This window comes from Flavobacterium sp. W20_MBD1_R3 (assembly GCF_052119725.1).
Taxonomy (GTDB): Bacteria; Bacteroidota; Bacteroidia; order Flavobacteriales; family Flavobacteriaceae; genus Flavobacterium.
The window spans coordinates 1-18806 of the sequence record NZ_JBGQOR010000015.1 but is presented as its reverse complement, the minus strand read 5'-3'; the positions used below and the strand labels follow the sequence as shown (position 1 = coordinate 18806).

The window sequence follows — 18806 nt, the reverse complement described above, 5'->3', positions numbered from 1 at the left end:
GATCTCAAATATTCAAAAATTGAAAAAGCATTGTAATTTACAACCGATTACAAGCTACAATCTTTCTAAAATTTTCTTATTTATGGCTTTTATCAAAGCTGGTCCTTCATAAATAAAACCGGTATACAACTGAACTAAACTTGCTCCGGCATCTAATTTTTCTATTGCATCTTCGGCAGAATGAATACCTCCCACTCCAATAATTGGAAAAGCTTTATTGCTTTTTTGAGACAAAAACCGAATCACTTCTGTAGATCGTTTTGTTAATGGTTTTCCTGAAAGTCCGCCCATTTCTGTTTTATTTTCGGATTGCAAACCCTCACGAGAAATTGTAGTATTAGTAGCAATAACTCCAGCAATTTTGGTTTCTTTTACAATATTAATAATATCTAGCAATTGCTCGTCTGTCAAATCTGGAGCAATTTTTAATAATATTGGCTTTTGTTTTGGCTTAGCCAAATTCTTGTTTTGAAGCGTTTGCAACAATTGTGTCAAAGGCTCTTTATCTTGCAAAGCACGCAGGTTTGGTGTATTTGGCGAACTTACATTCACAACAAAATAATCGACATACTCGTATAAAGCGTCAAAACATATTTCGTAATCAGAGGTCGCTTCTTCGTTTGGAGTCAATTTATTTTTTCCAATATTTCCGCCTATTAGGACATCTTTATTTTCTTTTAAACGTTCCACAGCTTCCTGCACTCCGCCGTTGTTAAATCCCATTCGGTTTATGATGGCGCTGTCTTCTTTCAAACGAAACAATCGTTTTTTAGGATTTCCTTCCTGACCTTTTGGAGTCAAAGTTCCTATTTCGATAAAACCAAAACCAAAATTTGATAACTCTCTATACAACTTGGCGTCTTTATCAAACCCAGCGGCAAGTCCTACTGGATTTTTAAATTTCAATCCAAATACTTCCGTTTCTAATCGGGAATCATTGACGTCGTAAAGCAATTTAAAAACAGATGAAAATCCCGGGATTTTAGATAAAATCCGAATCAATGAAAAAGTAAAATAATGAACTTCTTCAGGATCAAACCAAAAAAGTATGGGACGTAATAGTAATTTGTACATGAGTGTGTTGTTGCGTGTTGCAAAAATAGAATTATCTAACCGATAAATAAATATTTGGAAATAATATTTTTGGTTTATAAAAAAATCTTAAATCATTATTGAGTACATGACTTTTCAAACTTAACTTATTGTTTCCTTTAGTAGTTAAAATTACAACCTTTAGAATTTAGGAAAGTGTAGAGACTTTAAATACTGATATGCAGCAAGTAAAATTTCAAATTTTTAAAATTGCACATAAAATCTTAAAATGTATAAGTATAGCAGATTAACAACGGTGAAAAATTAGAAAGACTAAATTAGCAACAGCATAAAATAGTTAACGAGACTTCTTTATGACAAAAGAGAATAATTTTTAAAACTAAATAATAATTTTCAGATCGAAGCGAAACAATTATAAAAGTGCAAATTTAGTCCTCACTTTACGTAAAAATAATGCTTAAAAAATGATTATATTTGCCTAAAACAAAGAAAAATGCAAAATATCATAAACCGTTTTATCAGTTATGTAACTATTGATACAGAATCTGATTCTAATTCAGACACTACTCCTAGTACCGAAAAACAGTGGGATTTAGCTAATAAACTCGTTGAGGAACTGAAAACTATAGGAATGCAGGACGTAACAATAGATGACAAGTCATACATTATGGCAACTTTACCTAGTAATGTAGAACACGAAGTACCAACTATTGGGTTTATCTCTCACTTTGATACATCACCAGATTTTTGTGGTGCAAATGTAAAACCTCAAATTATTCCAAATTACGATGGTAAAGATATTGTACTACACGCGTCTAAAAATATCGTATTATCACCTAGTTATTTTAAGGATTTATTACAATACAAAGGACAAACACTAATCACTACAGATGGAACAACTTTACTGGGAGCAGATGACAAAGCCGGAATTACCGAGATTGTGACTGCAATGGAGTTCTTGATCAATACACCCGAAATCAAACACGGAAAAATAAGAATTGGATTTACGCCAGACGAAGAAATTGGTCGTGGTGCGCACCATTTTGATGTAGAGAAATTTGGAGCAGATTGGGCTTACACAATGGATGGCAGCCAAGTAGGAGAATTAGAGTACGAAAATTTTAATGCGGCTGGTGCCAAAATCACTTTTAAAGGTAAAAGTGTGCATCCTGGTTACGCCAAAGGTAAAATGATCAATTCGATGCTAATTGCCAACGATTTTATCAATCAACTGCCTTCTGGAGAAACTCCAGAAGAAACAAAAGGATATGAAGGTTTTTTCCATGTACACCATTTAACGGGAAGTATAGAAGAAACAGTTTTAGAACTTATAATTCGTGATCATAACAAGAAAAAGTTTCAAAAACGCAAAGAGTTGATCGAAAAAATTACTCGAAAGATCAACAAGAAATTTGCAAAACAATTTGGTGAAGATATTGTTATCTCAGAAATAAAAGATCAATATTACAACATGAAAGAAAAGGTGTTGCCTGTAAAACATATTGTTGATATCGCCGAAAGAGCAATGAAAGAAATTGGAATTAAACCACTTATAAAACCTATTCGCGGTGGCACTGATGGTTCACAATTATCTTACAAAGGATTACCTTGTCCTAATATCTTTGCAGGAGGACATAATTTTCATGGAAAATATGAATATGTACCTGTCGAAAGCATGCAAAAAGCGGTTGAAGTAATCGTAAAAATAGCTGAATTGACTGCTGCAGAAAAGTCTTCTAAATAAAAGCGTTGGAATATTTAAAAGCAATTCATTCTGGGAACAAAAACAATAGTTAGACAAAAGATTTAAAATTTAAAAAAATCAATCATTGTCAAAACTGAACTAAAAGCAATGATTGAGTAGGCTGAAATAGTTTATTTCATGGGTATCACAAGACAATTAAATTTGTAGGATTCGAACAGTAGTTTACCTTTAAATTTTGCGATTGTATCTTGGTTTAAAACAAAAATACTTTTTAGTAATCACACACGAAAGAGTTTTAAAAACATTGCAAAAATAGCATTTACAACAGCGGCAGTCTACAGCATCCGGGAATTGATTAACAAAAGAAGTTACAGAATATAGAAGTAGCTTTTCGTAATTTTTCGGCAACCAAGAAATATTAATTTTTAGCGCCTACTAAAATTGCAAAACAAGAAAAAATAATCATTACCGAATTGAAAAGATTATACCATTGAATTAATAAACCAATGACTTAATTGACAATCACTAAAATTAAATTATCTTCATTACATAAAAGCCCTAAATAGTCAATTGCTATTTAGGGCTTTTTTATAATTATCCCGCTAACAATATGGCAATCAAACTATAAGAAATATACAAAACGGCTAATATTTTAAAAAAAATTATCCAGAGAGAGATAATTAAAAGAAAATTAAGGCATTGGTCAAATTAATCTGAACTAATAAGCCGTTAACAAAATATAAGCTACAAAACAAAATGAAACTGACATTTACAACCATTTACCTTTCAATCTTTGCTAAATACTACTCTTAAATTCCTTTTATAAGCTTGACCTTTATACTTATCACTGCTCTGCGAATATACTAGCTTTTGAAAATTTTAATGGACTTACCAAAAACCTTAACATTGGAAAATGAAATAAATCATTACATTTGCTAACGTTTAATTAACAATTTAATAACACTGCAAAGGATATCAGATTTAATAAACCAAAAAAATATTAATTACAAAAACTATGATACACAAAAAAGAGGAGGATACGACACAACCGTCTCCAGTACAACCTGAAATTGACAAACCGGTCAATGCAAAAAGAACAAAAGTTATTAAGCCTGTAGAAGAAACCACAGAAATTACCGAACCGGAAAATGAAGTAGTTGTCACAGAAATAATTGAAGAAACGATAACCATCTCGATTGAAGGCGATGATGATACAAGCGATGATGCTTCAGAAAAAAAGAACACAAAAAAGAACACAAAAAAGAAGTTAAAAATGAAAGACAAAGACAAGAAAAAAGCTTTAAAAGCGGACGCAAAAGAGAAAGCAAAACAAAAGGCTAAAGCAAAAGCCAAAAAGGCTAAAAAAGCTAAAAAAGACAAAGCCAAAAAAGCCAAAGTTAAAGCAAAGATTAAAGCTAAAAAAGCCAAGGCAAAATCTAAAAAAGCAAAGAAGAACAAAAAGAATAAGAAATAATCCGATTCTTTTTATCCAAAAAAAAGTCCCAACCTACTCAGATTGGGACTTTTTTCTTTCTAAAAATAGGAATTATTTTTTGTTTAATACTGCGCTCATCTCCATAGAAATAGCGGAACGTTCCATTTTTAATTTTCCTGACATCGTTTCAACAATAACTGTTGTGTCGGCAAGCTCAGAAACTTTTCCGTGAAGACCGCTTTTAGTAATAATTTTATCTCCTACTTTAAGTGTGCTTTCAAATTCTTTTTCGTTTTTTGCTCTTTTTTGCTGCGGTCTAATCATAAAGAAATAGATCACCACAAACATTAATATAAACGGTGCAAATTGCGTTAATTGTTCCATAATTTTAATTCTCTTTTTATTTGTTAGTTATTACATTAAACCGCGACCGGCTTTTATAATTCTTTTGCTGGCTTGCAGCTCTTTTACTAGGCTGTCTAAAATTCCGTTGATAAAAATACTGCTTTTTGGCGTAGAATACTCCTTAGCAACCTCTAAATATTCGTTCAACGTCACTTTTACAGGAATTGATGGAAATTTTAAGAATTCACAAATTGCCATTTTAAGAATAATTGTATCTATTTCAGCAATCCTTTCACTATCCCAGTTGGGTGTTTTATCAGAATATTCTTTAGCCAATTCTTTTTCATTTAAGACCGTTTTGCGAAATAAATCTTTAACGAAATCCTTATCTTCGTTATCTTTATACAATTTTGGGACTCTGAAGTTATCATCCTCACCATTTTTAATCGCTTTTAATTGCTTAATAATGTGTGTATTTACAACTGGAATATCATCAACCCAAGTCAACTTATCGTCTTCTAAATAATCATATAATTTCTCGTTTGGAACAATTACATCCATAAATAAATCAACAATAAATTGTCGGTCTTCCTCAAAACTACTCACAGCATTACTCATGTAATCCGCATATAATTTACTAGCTTTAATATCGTTCAAAAGCAAAACAATATAATCATCGTTCAACGTCCAATTGTTAATTTTACGATTTTCCAGAGCAATACTAATTGAATTATTTTCGGCTAGAATTTGAAAAACTCGATTTTTAATGAATTTTTCGTTGGGTTTTCGTTCTTCGGGAGTTGCCAGATGTTTTAGACTTGATTTGTGTAAAAAGACAGTTTCTGCTTTACAAATTTCAATCAAAGAAGAAATCATAATAAGGTATAAATCTTGAATATTATCGATACTGTAAAAAAGGAATTTTTCTTCTTTTTCCAGATTATCTGAACCGCTTTGATGCATCGCATAAATGGATTGCATAACTTTAACGCGAATGTGTCTTCTATTTACCACCTTGTAAGAACTTTTATTAATTAGTGTGCAAAAATAAGTATTTCATTTTTTAAAATAAAATATATATTCGCTTATTTTATAGTATTCAGCAATCAGTATTTCTTCACGATAAATAGTTTAGGTCTGAAACTGATTGCTAAATACTAAAACCTACTTTTTGAGATTTTCTAATTTTCGTTGATTAATCCGATTTTGAGCAATAGTCAAAGCAGCATGATGCGTTGTCATTTTGTTCGCAATAGCAAAATCAAATATCTCCAGTGTAGTGTTGTAAATGTTTTCTGTTTTACGCATAATTTCTGCTTTATCATAATGTGCTAATTCTGCATACACATTGATAATTCCACCTGCATTAATCAAGAAGTCTGGTGCATAAAGAATACCTCTTTCTTGTAAAATTGCACCGTGCACATTTTCATCAGCTAACTGATTATTAGCAGCACCAGCAATTACTTTTGCTTTAATTATATGAACTGTATTGTCGTTTATCGTTGCTCCCATCGCACAAGGCGCGTAAATATCAACATCTGCATTGTATAAATCTTCGCCTCTGAAAATCTTTGCATTATACTTTGCTCCTATTTCCATTAGTTTTTCTTCATTGATATCAGCAATGGTAACTATCGCTCCTTCTTTGGTTAAATAATCAACTAGAATTTCACCAACGTGACCAATTCCTTGAACTAACACCTTTTTTCCGGTCAAAACATCAGAACCAAATTGTTGCTTTGCGGCCGCTTTCATTCCTAAATACACGCCGTAAGCAGTAACTGGCGATGGATTTCCAGAACCACCTCTCGATTCTGAAATTCCAGTAACATAAGGGGTTACGTCCCTTACAATATCCATGTCTTTGGTTTCCATTCCCATATCCTCAGCCGTGATATACCTTCCACTTAAAGAATGTACGAATTCCCCAAATTTACGCATCAGTTCTGGTGTTTTCTGAGTCTTGGCATCGCCAATAATCACTGCTTTACCGCCACCAATATTCAAACCTGTAATTGCTGCTTTGTACGTCATTCCACGTGAAAGACGTAACACATCATTAAGTGCTTCCCATTCATTTGCATAATTATACATTCGTGTGCCTCCTAAAGCTGGACCCATTACCGAATTATGAATACCAATAATTGCTTTTAAACCTGTATCTTTGTCGTTGCAAAATACAATTTGTTCGTGATCATCAAATGATAATTGACCAAAAACGGGATCCATTTTTTGAAGTTCCTTTCCAGTTGTGAAAGCTGCGTTCATAGTGAAATTTTTATAGTGATAAATTTATGAATTTGTCAAAAAGACAAATCAAATTTACACAAAATTTAAATATGCATCAACGTTTTACTAAAAAATTGTTAATTCGTCAACTTCAACAGCAAAAATTTTAGCATTGAAATTATTAAAAATAAGATTTTAATACTAAAATTAAAATATTTAAACACAGAATATATTAAAAAAATGAAAGAATTACGTTATTTAAATAAATACTTCATCAAATATAAATACAGTTTTTTACTGGGAATCGTTTTTACAATTATTGCTCAAATATTCATGCTCTTCACACCTAAGTTGATTAGCAAATCATTTAAAGCAATTGAGGCTTTCGCCAAAGATAAAACCGTAGCCAAATCTGTTATTCATGAAGAATTAATTTCAAATATATTACTAATTATTGCCACTACGATCATTGCAGGTTTTCTTACATTTTTAATGAGACAGACTTTAATCGTAATGTCGCGACACATTGAATTTGACCTCAAAAATGAAGTGTTTCGTCAATATGAAAATTTATCTCAAAATTTTTACAAACAAAGCAGGACCGGAGATTTAATGAACCGCATTAGTGAGGACGTGTCAAAAGTAAGGATGTACGTAGGCCCCGCAGTAATGTACACAATAAATACCGTAATCCGTTTTGCAATTGTAATCGTGTATATGTACAATGTTTCTCCCACGTTGACGCTTTATACGTTGCTGCCTTTACCCCTTTTATCCTTTGCTATTTTTAAATTAAGTTCAGAAATCAATATTAGAAGTACAATCTTTCAGCAATATTTATCTAAAGTTTCTAGTTTTTCGCAAGAAATATTTTCAGGGATTAGAGTAATAAAAGCATATTCATTGGAAAATCAACATCAAAATAATATGGTGGATTTGGCCAAAGAAAGCAAAAGTAAAAGCTTAAATCTAGCCAAAGTCCAATCTTTATTTGGACCTCTAATGTTAGCATTAATAGGGATCAGTAACTTAGTTGTAATTTATTTTGGAGGTCTAATGTATATCGATGGAACAATCAAAAGCATTGGAACCATAGCTGAATTTATATTATACGTCAACATGCTTACTTGGCCAGTAGCCTCATTAGGCTGGGTTTCTTCCATGGTTCAAGAGGCCGAAGCTTCGCAGAAACGACTCAACGAATTTCTCAAAATTGAACCAGAAATAAAAAACAAAAATGAAAATAAATCTGTCATCAAAGGTTCTATATCTTTTGAAAACGTAAGTTTTACCTACGAAGACACTAATATTAATGCATTACAAAATATTTCTTTTACCGTAAAAAAAGGAGAAACCTTAGCAATATTAGGCAATACCGGGTCTGGTAAATCAACTATTTTATCGTTAATTTCTCGGATGAATGATGTCACAGAAGGCAAAATTAATATTGACGGAAATGAAATAAGCAGCATTAATTTATTTGATTTAAGAAATAGTATTGGAATCGTACCACAAGACGCTTTTTTATTTTCAGATAGTATCAAAAACAATATAATGTTTGGTAAAGAAAATGCGACCGAAGCCGAAGTAAAATCTGCTGCCAAAAGTGCTGTTGTACACGAGAATATTATGGCTTTCAGCAAACAATATGAAACTGTTTTGGGTGAAAGAGGAATCACACTTTCCGGCGGACAAAAACAAAGAGTTTCTATTGCAAGAGCAATTATTAAAAACCCTCCCATTTTACTTTTTGATGATTGTTTATCTGCTGTTGATACAGAAACTGAGGAAGCAATATTAAATAACTTACAAGAAATATGTAAGGACAAAACTACGATTATCGTCAGTCACAGAGTATCATCAGCTAAAAATGCAGATAAAATTATAATTATTGAAAAAGGTCAGATTATACAACAAGGTTCTCATAATCAATTGATAAATCAAGAAGGGTACTATGCCGCACTATATTTAAAACAACTTTCAGAAAAAGAAATGTTATAATTGTTGTGTAATACATATTTTTTATAGATTTTTGACTACTAGTTAACAACCATAAATTCACAGAAAGGAATATGAGAGAACATGACATGTTAGAAAAAGAAGAGATATTTTCTAAAGTTTTAAGAGCTGGAAGAAGAACGTATTTCTTTGATGTGAGAGCGACAAAAGCAGATGATTATTACATTACGATTACCGAAAGCAAAAAGTTCACAGAGGAAGATGGATCTTTTCATTTCAAAAAACATAAAATCTATTTGTACAAGGAGGATTTTGTTGCTTTTACCGAAATATTAGCTGAAATGACTTCTTACGTTTTGAATCATAAAGGAGAAGAAGTGATATCTGAACGTCACCAAAAAGATTTCAAAAAAGAATACGCATTTGAAAAATCAAATGATGAGATATTACCTCAAACATCATCTTTTACTGATATAGAATTTGATGATATTTAATTTTTAGTTACTTACTTACCAATTAAAAAGTCCAAAAGTCAATTGATTTTTGGACTTTTTTTGTACACTCAAATGAATAGTAGAAATAGCCAAAATTATAAAACCGTTACAGGCACCAGATGACTTTACAGTCTTCTTTATAATCTAAACCTCCTAATTATAGATCTAAAATGCGCAATCACATGATTTTTAGAATCATACTATCTCTCTTTAAACGGAAGTTAAAAGAGGGTTATCCTAATGATTTAAAATGTTATTTAATTATATTTAACGAGAAATTGAAAAGATTAGCCACTTTGTTCAATTATTTTTTGGAGAATAACTTAGAGCTACGAAATAGCATGACCCTTTTTAAATAAAATTTTCACTAGTTCCACTCAATTTTTTTGAGACTTTACTTAAAATAATAGCAGGTGTTAAAAAATTAACAGAACATAAAAAGTACACTTATAAAGCATTTAAATTAACTGACAACAAATGAAAGAAGCCAATTCATTATTTAGTTTTTTGTACTCTGCACTTTTATCGGAAAAAACTAAAAAAAGAACTGAAGTTTTCTTTGTATCATTAGCAATAATCAGTTTTTTGCTGCATTTAACTATAATCGCCTTAGTAGACCTTAAAATCATTTTGATTAATGATTATTCTAAATTATTAAGCAATCCAATATCGGCAATTTATACACCTTTCTCGTTTATTTTAATTTACGAAGTATATCTATTAGTTTATTATTTGCCCAAATCAACAACGATATACATCGGAAAACAATACGAAATCATCACACTAATTATCATCCGTCGGATTTTTAAAGACTTAACTAAATTAGAATTTAGCGATAATTGGCTGAACTCACAAGCTAATGTAAATTTCACGCTTGATATCTTTGCTACAATAATTTTATTCTTTTTGTTATTTCTCTTTTATAACCTTAATAAGAAAAATGAAATTAAGCAGTCTAAAATTCAAAAAACATTTGATATAAATTCATTTATCAAATTAAAAAAAGTTTTCGCTATTGGACTAATACCTATATTTTTAGTTTTATCGATATATAGCTTAGCCCACTGGATTTATGAAAGTTTCTTTTCCCTTACACAGATCGTTGATAAAATTAAGGATATCAATAAGATTTTCTTTGCTGATTTTTTCACAATTTTAATTTTGATAGAAGTACTTTTACTACTATTTTCATTTTTCCTTTCGGATAAATTTAATAAAGTCATTCGCAATTCGGGCTTTATCATCTCAACAATATTGATAAAACTTTCTTTTGGTACAGAGGGAATCCTAAATACCATACTTATCGTTGCGGCAGTTTTATTTGGAGTTATAATCCTAGCAATCCATAATAAATATGAAAAATTAGAGGCAAGAAGTACCAGTAGTCTAGAAGCTTAACTAACCTATTCGCAATCCATTTTCAATTTTAAAATCAGGAGCAAGTAAAATTACATCACCTTGTTCGCCAACTGCTCCTAACACCAAACATTCACTGCTAAATTTCCCAATTTGCTTTTTAGGAAAATTTATAACCGCAACAATTTGTCGGTTTAAGAGCATTTCTTTTTGATATCGTATAGTAATCTGCGCAGAGGTTTTACGGATTCCAATTTCAGAACCAAAATCAATTTTGAGTTGATATGCCGGTTTTCTAGCCTCCGGAAAATCAAGTATTTCGATTATAGTTCCTACACGCATCTCCACTTTTTCGAATTCGGTCCAAGTTAGTTCCATTTTTTTTTGTTTTGTGCTCTAAAGTTACATTTTATAAAAAAGAACTACAAAAAATATAGGTTTTTTACTCAAAAATTTATTAATCAAAAACTATAATGAATGCACCTAGAATTAGATCATCGTACTATGCAGAAAAATACATTCTTAGTAATTTAGATGTTTTATTTAAAAAAAAAGAACGACAACGGCAAAACATATAAGTAGGCTTTTTTTACCTTTTTAAACTAAAAGTTAATTATATTCGTAATTTTGCAGTTGAAAAAAAAAGTAACCATCCATTGACTCAATCATCCCTAATGATAACCATTCTTGAAGCTAAAACAAAAAGCGAATTAACGGATTTTATCAAATTCCCATTTTCGCTCTACAAAAACAATAAAAATTGGGTTCCGCCATTAATTTCGGAAGAGCTCGAAGGATTTGACAAGACAAAAAATCCAGCATTTGAAACTGCAGAAGCCTATTTTTACATTGCTAAAAAAAACAATAAAATAGTTGGAAGAATTACTGCGATTATCAATTGGAGTGAAGTAAATAACCAACAAAAAAAGAAAGTACGATTTGGCTGGTTTGACGTTATTGATGATCTCGAGGTCACTAGAGCACTTTTAGAAAAAGTATACGAACTAGGCAGAAAAAACAATTTAGAATACGTAGAAGGACCCATGGGGTTTTCAAATTTAGATAAAGTAGGAGTCCTGACCGAAGGTTTTGATGAAATGGGAACAATGATCACCTGGTACAACCATGACTATTATGCCAACCATTTTGAAGAATTAGGTTTTGTAAAAGAAAAAGAATATATCGAAAGTAAATTTCCATTTGAAAATGTAAAACCAGAATTTTTTGAAAAGGCTAATGATCTAGTAAAAAGAAGGTATCAGTTAAGTCCCCTTAATTTTAAAACTACGAAAGACGTCATGCCCCACGTAGATAAAATGTTTGATTTATTTAATAAATCTTACGCTTCTTTATCCTCCTTTGTAGCTGTATCGGATACTCAAAAAGAGTATTTTAAAAAAAAGTACATCAGCTTTATTAATCCTGAATTCATAAAGTTTGTTGAAGACAAAGATCACAATATTGTCGCTTTTAGCATTGTAATGCCCTCTTTTGCGGAAGCAGTACAAAAATCAAAAGGACGTTTATTCCCTTTTGGATTCCTACACTTGTTAATGGCCAGAAAATATAGTAAAGATGTCATTTTTTATTTAATTGGTGTATTGCCTGAGTATCAAAATAAAGCAGTTACAGCAATTATTTTCAAAGAATATTATGACACATTTACCGAAAAGGGGATTATTAATTGTTTTCGGACTCCCGAATTATCTGACAATGCAGCTAGTTTAAACTTATGGAAACATTTTAATCCTGTAATTCACAAACGAAGATGCACGTATAGATTAGAATTATAACTTCTAATGAGAGCTAAGAATTAAAAAACTATTGGTTCTCTATGGATTTTTAATATTTTACAATACCGCACATAATTGATGATAATTTACTTTTTAAATAATAGAATTATGCACCACATTTGCTATTTTATAAAAAGATTTGCAATAATCAACATCATAACTTATCTACTATTAGGGGCTAAAGACAATACCTTTAAAATTAAAATTTATATTAATTGCAAGCATAAGTAAACCATTTTAAATAAAATTCCATTTCCACAATGTCCGTCTGAATATGGTTTGCAACATAAAAATTTAGATATTAAATTTTGGTAACAAAAGAAAAAATTAACAAAAAAAAATCCATTCTAAAAATATAGAATGGATTTTTTTTCAAGTCTTAAACTTTTATTAAGCATCTAAGTCAACCTTAGTTTTGGTTGCAATTTCTTTATAAGTTCCATTTACTAATTTTTCACGAATTGCCTCAAAAGCAATTAATGTTTCATCAATATCAGCAAGTGAATGAGAAGTTGTTGGTATCATTCTTAACAAAATAATTCCTTTTGGAATAACCGGATAAATTACAATAGAAAGAAAAATTCCATAATTTTCTCTTAGATCGTTTACCATAACCATAGCTTCAGGAACACTACCTTCTAAATAAACTGGCGTTACACAAGTATTTGTGTCTCCAATATTAAAATTACGTTCTCGTAATCCATTTTGCAATGCATTGACATTCTCCCAAAGTTTGTTTTTCAATTCAGGATGATTACGCAACAATTCTAATCGTTTTAAAGAACCAATTGTCTGAATCATAGGCAATGATTTAGCAAACATTTGCGAACGCATATTGTATTTTAAGTAATCAATGATATCTTTGTCAGCTGCCACAAAAGCGCCAATGTTAGCCATTGATTTTGCAAAAGTAGAAAAATATACATCAATATCATCTTGAACGCCTTGCTCTTCACCTGCACCTGCACCCGTTTTTCCTAGGGTTCCAAAACCGTGAGCATCGTCAACAAGCAAACGGAAATTATATTTTTGCTTCATAGCAACAATTTCCTTTAATTTCCCTTGTTGTCCTCGCATTCCAAAAACACCTTCCGTTATAAAAAGAATTCCACCTCCGGTTACTCGGGCTAATTTTGTCGCACGCTCCAAATTTTTCTCCATACTTGCCAGATCATTGTGGCGGTAAGTAAATCGCTTTCCCATGTGAAGACGAACGCCATCAATAATACAGGCATGCGCATCAACATCATAAACTATAACATCATTTTTAGTTACCAAAGCATCAATTATAGACAAAATTCCTTGATAGCCAAAATTCAATAAATATGCTGATTCTTTCATTACAAAAGCAGCTAATTCATTTTCTAATTGTTCATGATATTTAGTGTGACCACTCATCATTCGTGCTCCCATTGGATAAGCCGCACCATATTGAGCAGCAGCATCTTTATCTGCCTGGCGCACTTCTGGATGATTAGCCAGACCCAAATAATCATTTAAACTCCAATTCAAAATATCTTTTCCACCAAACTGCATTCTTGGACCCAACTCACCTTCTAGTTTAGGAAAAACGAAATAACCTTCAGCTTGTGAAGCCCATTTTCCTAATGGTCCCTTATTGTTTTGAATCCTTTCGAATAAATCTTTTACCATAATATATCAAGTAATAATTTTAATTTTAAGCAGTTGCAAAATTAATTATTTATATTTTATAAAGGACTTGAAAACAAATTTATTTTTAGTTTATTACGATGATAATTACTAACAATTTCCTGCTTTATTAGATATCTGTTACAATATCAAAAAAAAATTGCTTTATTCCTGTTAATAACATAACAAAAAGATATTTACCGAAAAAGTAATACAAAGCTGAATCAAAATCAAATTATCAATAAACGTTGTATATTTGAATAATTATTTCAAAAAAGAATCTATGTCACAAGATACAAAAGAGTTAAAATTAGCTGTTCTAATTGATGCTGATAATGTACCCTACAGTAATGTCAAGGGAATGATGGAAGAAATTACTAAATTTGGCACACCTACCACAAAACGCATTTATGCAGATTGGACAAAACCAAATGCAGGCGGATGGAAAAGTGTTTTACTCGAGCATGCCATTACACCTATTCAGCAGTATAGCTACACGGTAGGAAAAAACTCTTCAGATTCAGCGATGATTATTGATGCCATGGATCTATTGTATTCTGACAAGGTGGATGGTTTTTGTATAGTATCCAGTGATTCAGATTTTACTCGTTTAGCAATTAGATTAAGAGAATCCGGAATGAAAGTAATTGGAATTGGTGAGCAAAAAACACCCAACTCATTTATTGTTGCTTGTGATCGCTTCATATACATAGAGGTTCTTGATGGAGCAATCAAGAAAAAAACAAAAAAACCAGCTACTTCTGACCTTAAAAAGGTAGCTTCAAAAACGTTAAATAAAATTGATTTACACACCATCGAATTAATAGAGTCGACCATTGAAGATATAGCTGATGACAGTGGATGGGCGTTTCTTGGTGATGTTGGAAATCTTATTGTAAAGAAAAAACCCGAATTTGATCCAAGAAATTACGGTTTTTCTAAATTAACACCAATGCTAAAATCACTGACCGATATTCTAGAAATTGATGAAAGAGATTCCGATAAAAAAGGTATCAAACATGTTTACGTACGGTTACGATTTAGTTAATACTAAATTTTTAACCAACTCATACAAGGTCTCTTTTTTGATCGGTTTAGACAAATAATCATTCATTCCTATTTCCAGAACCCGCTGTTTTGTGGCCTCCATAACATCAGCACTTACAGCAATAATAGGAATGTGTCTATTGCGTGCACCTGCTTCTCCTTTTCTTATTGCAATTGTAGCTTCATAACCATCCATAACAGGCATTTGAAGATCCATTAGTACGATATCAAATTGATTTTCACTCAATGCCAATAAGGCTTCCTCTCCGTTATTCACATACATCGCCGTGGTGTTTAACCATTTTTTAGTAATCATTTTTATCACCATCTGATTTATAGGATTGTCTTCAACAACTAAAATGGATTTCCCCTGTAAATCATTTTCACTAACTCTTACAATAGCGTTTTCGGTAATTTTTTGTTGTTCAGAGATCTCAAAATCAATTGCAATAACACAAGTAGTTCCCACATTGATTACACTATCCATTCTAATTTCTCCGCTTTGCATATCGACCAATGTTTTTACGATATACAGCCCTAATCCAAGTCCACTGAATTTCTTTTTATTATTATTACTCTTTTGATAAAAAGAATCAAAAATACGTTCCTTCTTATCAGGGGAAATTCCCACTCCGGAATCTGCAATGGTTACTATTAACCTAGCTCTGTTACCAGGTAATACTTCTACGTCGATACCCAACTTCACAAACCCTTTCATGGTGAATTTAATGGCATTACTCAAAACATTATTGACAATCTGAACCAATCGGTTAACATCTCCAATTAAAAAATCAGGAATACTGTCAGATTTAGAAAATTGGAATTCGAGTCCCTTATCTGTAGCAAGATTAATTGCATTATTCTTCAAGTATTCTAATGCCTGTACGGGATCAAATGGACTGTTTTCCAGTTGTAATTCTCCTTTTTCAATCTTAGAAAAATCAAGAATATCATTTACAGACCCCAACAAACTATGCGAAGAATATTTTATTATTTTGCATTTATGTTTAATAGAATCATCTTCCACTTCAGTAGAAATAGACTCAATTAAATTCATAATTGCATTCAATGGAGTACGCAATTCATGACTAATATTTGATAAAAAATAAGACTTCAAATCATTCATTTCTTCAGAACGCACTAAAGCAAGACGATTAAGATTGTCTTTCTCATTTTTAAGATTCCGAATCAAGTTAGCCATAGAAAGGGAAAGAAAAATAACTTCTAAACCAGTACCTAGTTTAGAGCTGTTTTCTGTTAAAAATGAATTGGGAATTTGACTGAAGTTGTTGAGAATAAAAATCCCAAAGCCGAGCACCAGAAAGAAAATACCCATTGTAAAAAAACCGTCTACATGTATTTTTTTATAATACAGATAAACTACAGAACTTATAATCAAGACAAGAATCAGCAATCCCAGCAAGTTAGCTAATGGATAACAATAAACTAAAGCCTTAGGGACAAATAGAATACATAAAATTAGAGCAAAAGCTAAAAAATACAGCACAGTAAACAAAAAATAAAGTATTTTATTATGTTTCTTGATATTCAAAAAGACTTCACTGTACTTGCCCAATAAAAAACCAGCAATCATAGCAAAAAACAATACTGCGCGAAGCGAAAACCAACCACCTTGATGAGTAATTAACTCATAAAAATAACCATCTAACGAAAACTGCATTAAGCCAATAAAAATAACGTATAAGCTATAATATAAGAATGCTTTTTGCCTTAAGGCAAAATAAAAGAAAAAGTAAATAATAGAAACAATTACTAAAATCCCGTAGAATATACCAAAAAATAATTGTTCATTAGAAATCAACTTTATAAAATTTTCTGATGAATAAAGCATCAAAGGCATCTTCACAACTTCACCATCACTTTTTACATGTAAGAATAATTGCTGACTAGAATTTGGCAAAATTGTAATTTTAAAGATAGTTTTACGATTATCAAAACTACGTTCGGAAAACGGCATATTATCACCACTGACCATTTTAGTGATTCCCCCCAAAGTGCTATTGATAAAATACAATTCAACTACATCAGTTATCGGTCTAGCTGTCTCTAAATAATAGTTCAAAGTGAGATCAGTAGAGTTCCTAAGTTCTGTTTTAGACCAAAAATTATTCTCGGAAAAACCTAAATCATCATTTTCTGTTTGAAGTTTCTTAGGATTAAGCAAATTAAAATTAGTCACTATATAATGAATATCTAAAGTATCTAGACCAACATCTACAATTTTAGTATAATTATGCAATGAAATTTGTTTGGGAATTCTTCCATCACTGAATTCATACTGAGAAAAAGATTTAGTAAAAAACAATAAAACTAAAGAAACATAAATCCATTTATTTACTTTATTACTCATATCTACTAACTATATAATTGATTAAAATTTTATATACGTTAAAAGATCAAGTTTAGTTTTACAAAAACAGTCATACAAACGATATTTATATAAAAAACGAATATCGCCAATCGGCATCTTTTATAAAGTGATCAATGATTTATACTTATATCAGAAACAATGAAAATATTTTTCCTAAGAAACACCAATAAAAATTATAATTAATTGGTAAACCAATTAATTATCAATGGAAAAGCCAGTTTTCTTTAGAAAAAAATTATAGCGTTGAATATTATATAAAAAAACAACTCCGATCTATTTTAATTTACGACAAAGAATTAAAAGTCTTCGAATGAGGGTAGATTTACTTCATTAGGTAAAAATTTATCGTGAATTACAGCTAAAAAATATGTAATCAAATTGCGCTTAAGAATTAAATTTAGTTTAAAGTTCAAGATGACAAATAATTTTAACCACCTGTCATTAAAAGACCCAATTTATTAACAGAACCATTTCTGTACAGAATTTTAAAAAACTACGTTTATGGACATTACTTATAATTAATTGAAGAAAATGACATAGTAAATTTGAAACGTCAATGATCACATAGACAGAAAATCATTGATCAAACCTTAAAAAATAAAATAGTTATAAAGCAAACTATTTTAGCAACCTAAAAATGATTAAAAATCAAAGTATTAGAAAAAAATTGAAAAAAATAGCTATGATCGAAGTATTAAATATGCAAACAACAAGTTTACAAATATGATTGCTTCCGACAAAACCGTTACAGATATTATTGGACATACGGAAACTTTAAGAATAACAAACGGATTCTGAGTTTTTTAAATACATTAAAAAAGCTGGACTTATCGTAATAAGCGAACAGCAAAAGCACAGCATAATTCCAAAAAAAAAATGACCCTTTTGTAAAACCTAATAGTTTTATTTGGATATCCATCCTCCGCAGAAAGATCAGGGATGAATGGGTTGATTGCGCCCCAATTATGAATAATTTCGATACAAGATTAGAGCAAAAACAGTGAAAAGCCTTTCAAAAAATGATAGAAAGTAGCTTCTAACCAATTAAAATTTCATAATACCGACCAAAAAGATCTTAATTAACACAAAGACAAGACAATACTATAACTCTCTACTGAATTCATATTTTACATAACTAATCCTTTTTAGATCTCCATACTCACAGTATAAAGAACTATAAACCCGTAATACTTTAGCCTACTAATTAAATGTAGTCAAATAGGTAAAGGACGTTTAACAATAGCTTTCAGAATTCAGCGAAAAAGAATAAAACAAAAAACCCCATTCCGATAGGAATAGGGTTTTTAAAGAAAGGCGACGACATACTCTCCCACATAACTGCAGT

14 protein-coding genes are annotated in these 18806 nt (G+C 30.9%); 7 read left to right on the top strand and 7 right to left on the bottom strand.

Features of this window, described 5'->3' with window-relative positions; genetic code table 11:
* Positions 1 to 54 precede the first annotated feature (54 nt).
* On the bottom strand, positions 55 to 1074 hold the full coding sequence (locus tag ACEN2F_RS13640; protein ID WP_441740122.1) for a quinone-dependent dihydroorotate dehydrogenase: 1020 nt from the start codon (positions 1072 to 1074) through the stop codon (positions 55 to 57).
* Positions 1075 to 1546: 472 nt separating this feature from the next.
* Here ACEN2F_RS13640 and pepT point away from each other — a divergent pair, with 472 nt between their 5' ends.
* Both pepT and ACEN2F_RS13630 read left to right on the top strand, forming a co-directional pair.
* A complete protein-coding gene (gene pepT / locus ACEN2F_RS13635) occupies positions 1547 to 2797 on the top strand; it encodes a peptidase T (RefSeq protein ID WP_441740120.1) in 1251 nt (416 codons plus the stop codon).
* Positions 2798 to 3773: 976 nt separating this feature from the next.
* Positions 3774 to 4232 carry a hypothetical protein gene (locus tag ACEN2F_RS13630; RefSeq protein ID WP_441740118.1) on the top strand — a complete coding sequence of 153 codons (459 nt, stop codon included), beginning with the start codon at positions 3774 to 3776 and terminating at the stop codon, positions 4230 to 4232.
* Positions 4233 to 4304: 72 nt separating this feature from the next.
* On the opposite strand, the gene yajC is transcribed toward ACEN2F_RS13630, so the two are convergent.
* The 3 genes from yajC to ACEN2F_RS13615 form a co-directional block, all read right to left on the bottom strand.
* Positions 4305 to 4577, bottom strand: a complete 273-nt coding sequence (gene yajC, locus ACEN2F_RS13625; protein ID WP_091208108.1) for a preprotein translocase subunit YajC — start codon at positions 4575 to 4577, stop codon at positions 4305 to 4307.
* Positions 4578 to 4607: 30 nt separating this feature from the next.
* A complete protein-coding gene (gene nusB, locus ACEN2F_RS13620) occupies positions 4608 to 5519 on the bottom strand; it encodes a transcription antitermination factor NusB (RefSeq protein WP_441740172.1) in 912 nt (303 codons plus the stop codon).
* A gap of 183 nt (positions 5520 to 5702) precedes the next feature.
* Positions 5703 to 6809: a Glu/Leu/Phe/Val family dehydrogenase gene (locus ACEN2F_RS13615; protein WP_441740115.1), complete on the bottom strand. Its 1107-nt coding sequence runs from the start codon at positions 6807 to 6809 to the stop codon at positions 5703 to 5705.
* A gap of 201 nt (positions 6810 to 7010) precedes the next feature.
* Between ACEN2F_RS13615 and ACEN2F_RS13610 the strand changes: the two genes are divergently transcribed.
* The 3 genes from ACEN2F_RS13610 (at position 7011) to ACEN2F_RS13600 (ending at position 10621) form a co-directional block, all read left to right on the top strand.
* Entirely contained in the window at positions 7011 to 8771 is a 1761-nt protein-coding gene (locus tag ACEN2F_RS13610; RefSeq protein ID WP_441740113.1) for an ABC transporter ATP-binding protein, read from the top strand.
* Positions 8772 to 8842: 71 nt separating this feature from the next.
* Positions 8843 to 9223, top strand: a complete 381-nt coding sequence (locus tag ACEN2F_RS13605) for a PUR family DNA/RNA-binding protein (protein ID WP_441740110.1) — start codon at positions 8843 to 8845, stop codon at positions 9221 to 9223.
* A 477-nt stretch (positions 9224 to 9700) separates the two neighbouring features.
* A complete protein-coding gene (locus ACEN2F_RS13600; RefSeq protein WP_441740108.1) occupies positions 9701 to 10621 on the top strand; it encodes a hypothetical protein in 921 nt (306 codons plus the stop codon).
* On the opposite strand, the gene ACEN2F_RS13595 is transcribed toward ACEN2F_RS13600, so the two are convergent.
* Entirely contained in the window at positions 10622 to 10957 is a 336-nt protein-coding gene (locus ACEN2F_RS13595) for a tRNA-binding protein (protein WP_441740106.1), read from the bottom strand.
* A 296-nt stretch (positions 10958 to 11253) separates the two neighbouring features.
* On the opposite strand from ACEN2F_RS13595, the gene ACEN2F_RS13590 reads away from it, so the two are divergent.
* On the top strand, positions 11254 to 12372 hold the full coding sequence (locus ACEN2F_RS13590; RefSeq protein ID WP_441740104.1) for a GTP cyclohydrolase: 1119 nt from the start codon (positions 11254 to 11256) through the stop codon (positions 12370 to 12372).
* Between the two features lie 390 nt (positions 12373 to 12762).
* On the opposite strand, the gene ACEN2F_RS13585 is transcribed toward ACEN2F_RS13590, so the two are convergent.
* Entirely contained in the window at positions 12763 to 14025 is a 1263-nt protein-coding gene (locus tag ACEN2F_RS13585) for an aminotransferase class I/II-fold pyridoxal phosphate-dependent enzyme (RefSeq protein WP_441740101.1), read from the bottom strand.
* Between the two features lie 280 nt (positions 14026 to 14305).
* On the opposite strand from ACEN2F_RS13585, the gene ACEN2F_RS13580 reads away from it, so the two are divergent.
* On the top strand, positions 14306 to 15070 hold the full coding sequence (locus tag ACEN2F_RS13580) for an NYN domain-containing protein (protein WP_441740098.1): 765 nt from the start codon (positions 14306 to 14308) through the stop codon (positions 15068 to 15070).
* Here ACEN2F_RS13580 and ACEN2F_RS13575 read toward each other — a convergent pair.
* Positions 15056 to 17440 (bottom strand): 7TM diverse intracellular signaling domain-containing protein, encoded by a 2385-nt coding sequence (locus tag ACEN2F_RS13575; RefSeq protein WP_441740096.1) that lies wholly within the window; start codon positions 17438 to 17440, stop codon positions 15056 to 15058. The genes ACEN2F_RS13580 and ACEN2F_RS13575 overlap by 15 nt on opposite strands.
* Positions 17441 to 18806: the final 1366 nt, after the last annotated feature.

Bases quoted from the DNA above. Each gene is read 5' to 3' on its own strand.
- pepT (WP_441740120.1), top strand. From the start codon at position 1,547: ATGCAAAATATCATAAACCGTTTTATCAGTTATGTAACTATTGATACA.
- ACEN2F_RS13610 (WP_441740113.1), top strand. From the start codon at position 7,011: ATGAAAGAATTACGTTATTTAAATAAATACTTCATCAAATATAAATAC.
- nusB (WP_441740172.1), bottom strand. From the start codon at position 5,519: ATGCAATCCATTTATGCGATGCATCAAAGCGGTTCAGATAATCTGGAA.
- ACEN2F_RS13590 (WP_441740104.1), top strand. From the start codon at position 11,254: ATGATAACCATTCTTGAAGCTAAAACAAAAAGCGAATTAACGGATTTT.
- ACEN2F_RS13640 (WP_441740122.1), bottom strand. From the start codon at position 1,074: ATGTACAAATTACTATTACGTCCCATACTTTTTTGGTTTGATCCTGAA.
- ACEN2F_RS13580 (WP_441740098.1), top strand. From the start codon at position 14,306: ATGTCACAAGATACAAAAGAGTTAAAATTAGCTGTTCTAATTGATGCT.
- ACEN2F_RS13615 (WP_441740115.1), bottom strand. From the start codon at position 6,809: ATGAACGCAGCTTTCACAACTGGAAAGGAACTTCAAAAAATGGATCCC.
- ACEN2F_RS13605 (WP_441740110.1), top strand. From the start codon at position 8,843: ATGAGAGAACATGACATGTTAGAAAAAGAAGAGATATTTTCTAAAGTT.
- ACEN2F_RS13595 (WP_441740106.1), bottom strand. From the start codon at position 10,957: ATGGAACTAACTTGGACCGAATTCGAAAAAGTGGAGATGCGTGTAGGA.
- yajC (WP_091208108.1), bottom strand. From the start codon at position 4,577: ATGGAACAATTAACGCAATTTGCACCGTTTATATTAATGTTTGTGGTG.
- ACEN2F_RS13600 (WP_441740108.1), top strand. From the start codon at position 9,701: ATGAAAGAAGCCAATTCATTATTTAGTTTTTTGTACTCTGCACTTTTA.
- ACEN2F_RS13575 (WP_441740096.1), bottom strand. From the start codon at position 17,440: ATGAGTAATAAAGTAAATAAATGGATTTATGTTTCTTTAGTTTTATTG.
- ACEN2F_RS13630 (WP_441740118.1), top strand. From the start codon at position 3,774: ATGATACACAAAAAAGAGGAGGATACGACACAACCGTCTCCAGTACAA.
- ACEN2F_RS13585 (WP_441740101.1), bottom strand. From the start codon at position 14,025: ATGGTAAAAGATTTATTCGAAAGGATTCAAAACAATAAGGGACCATTA.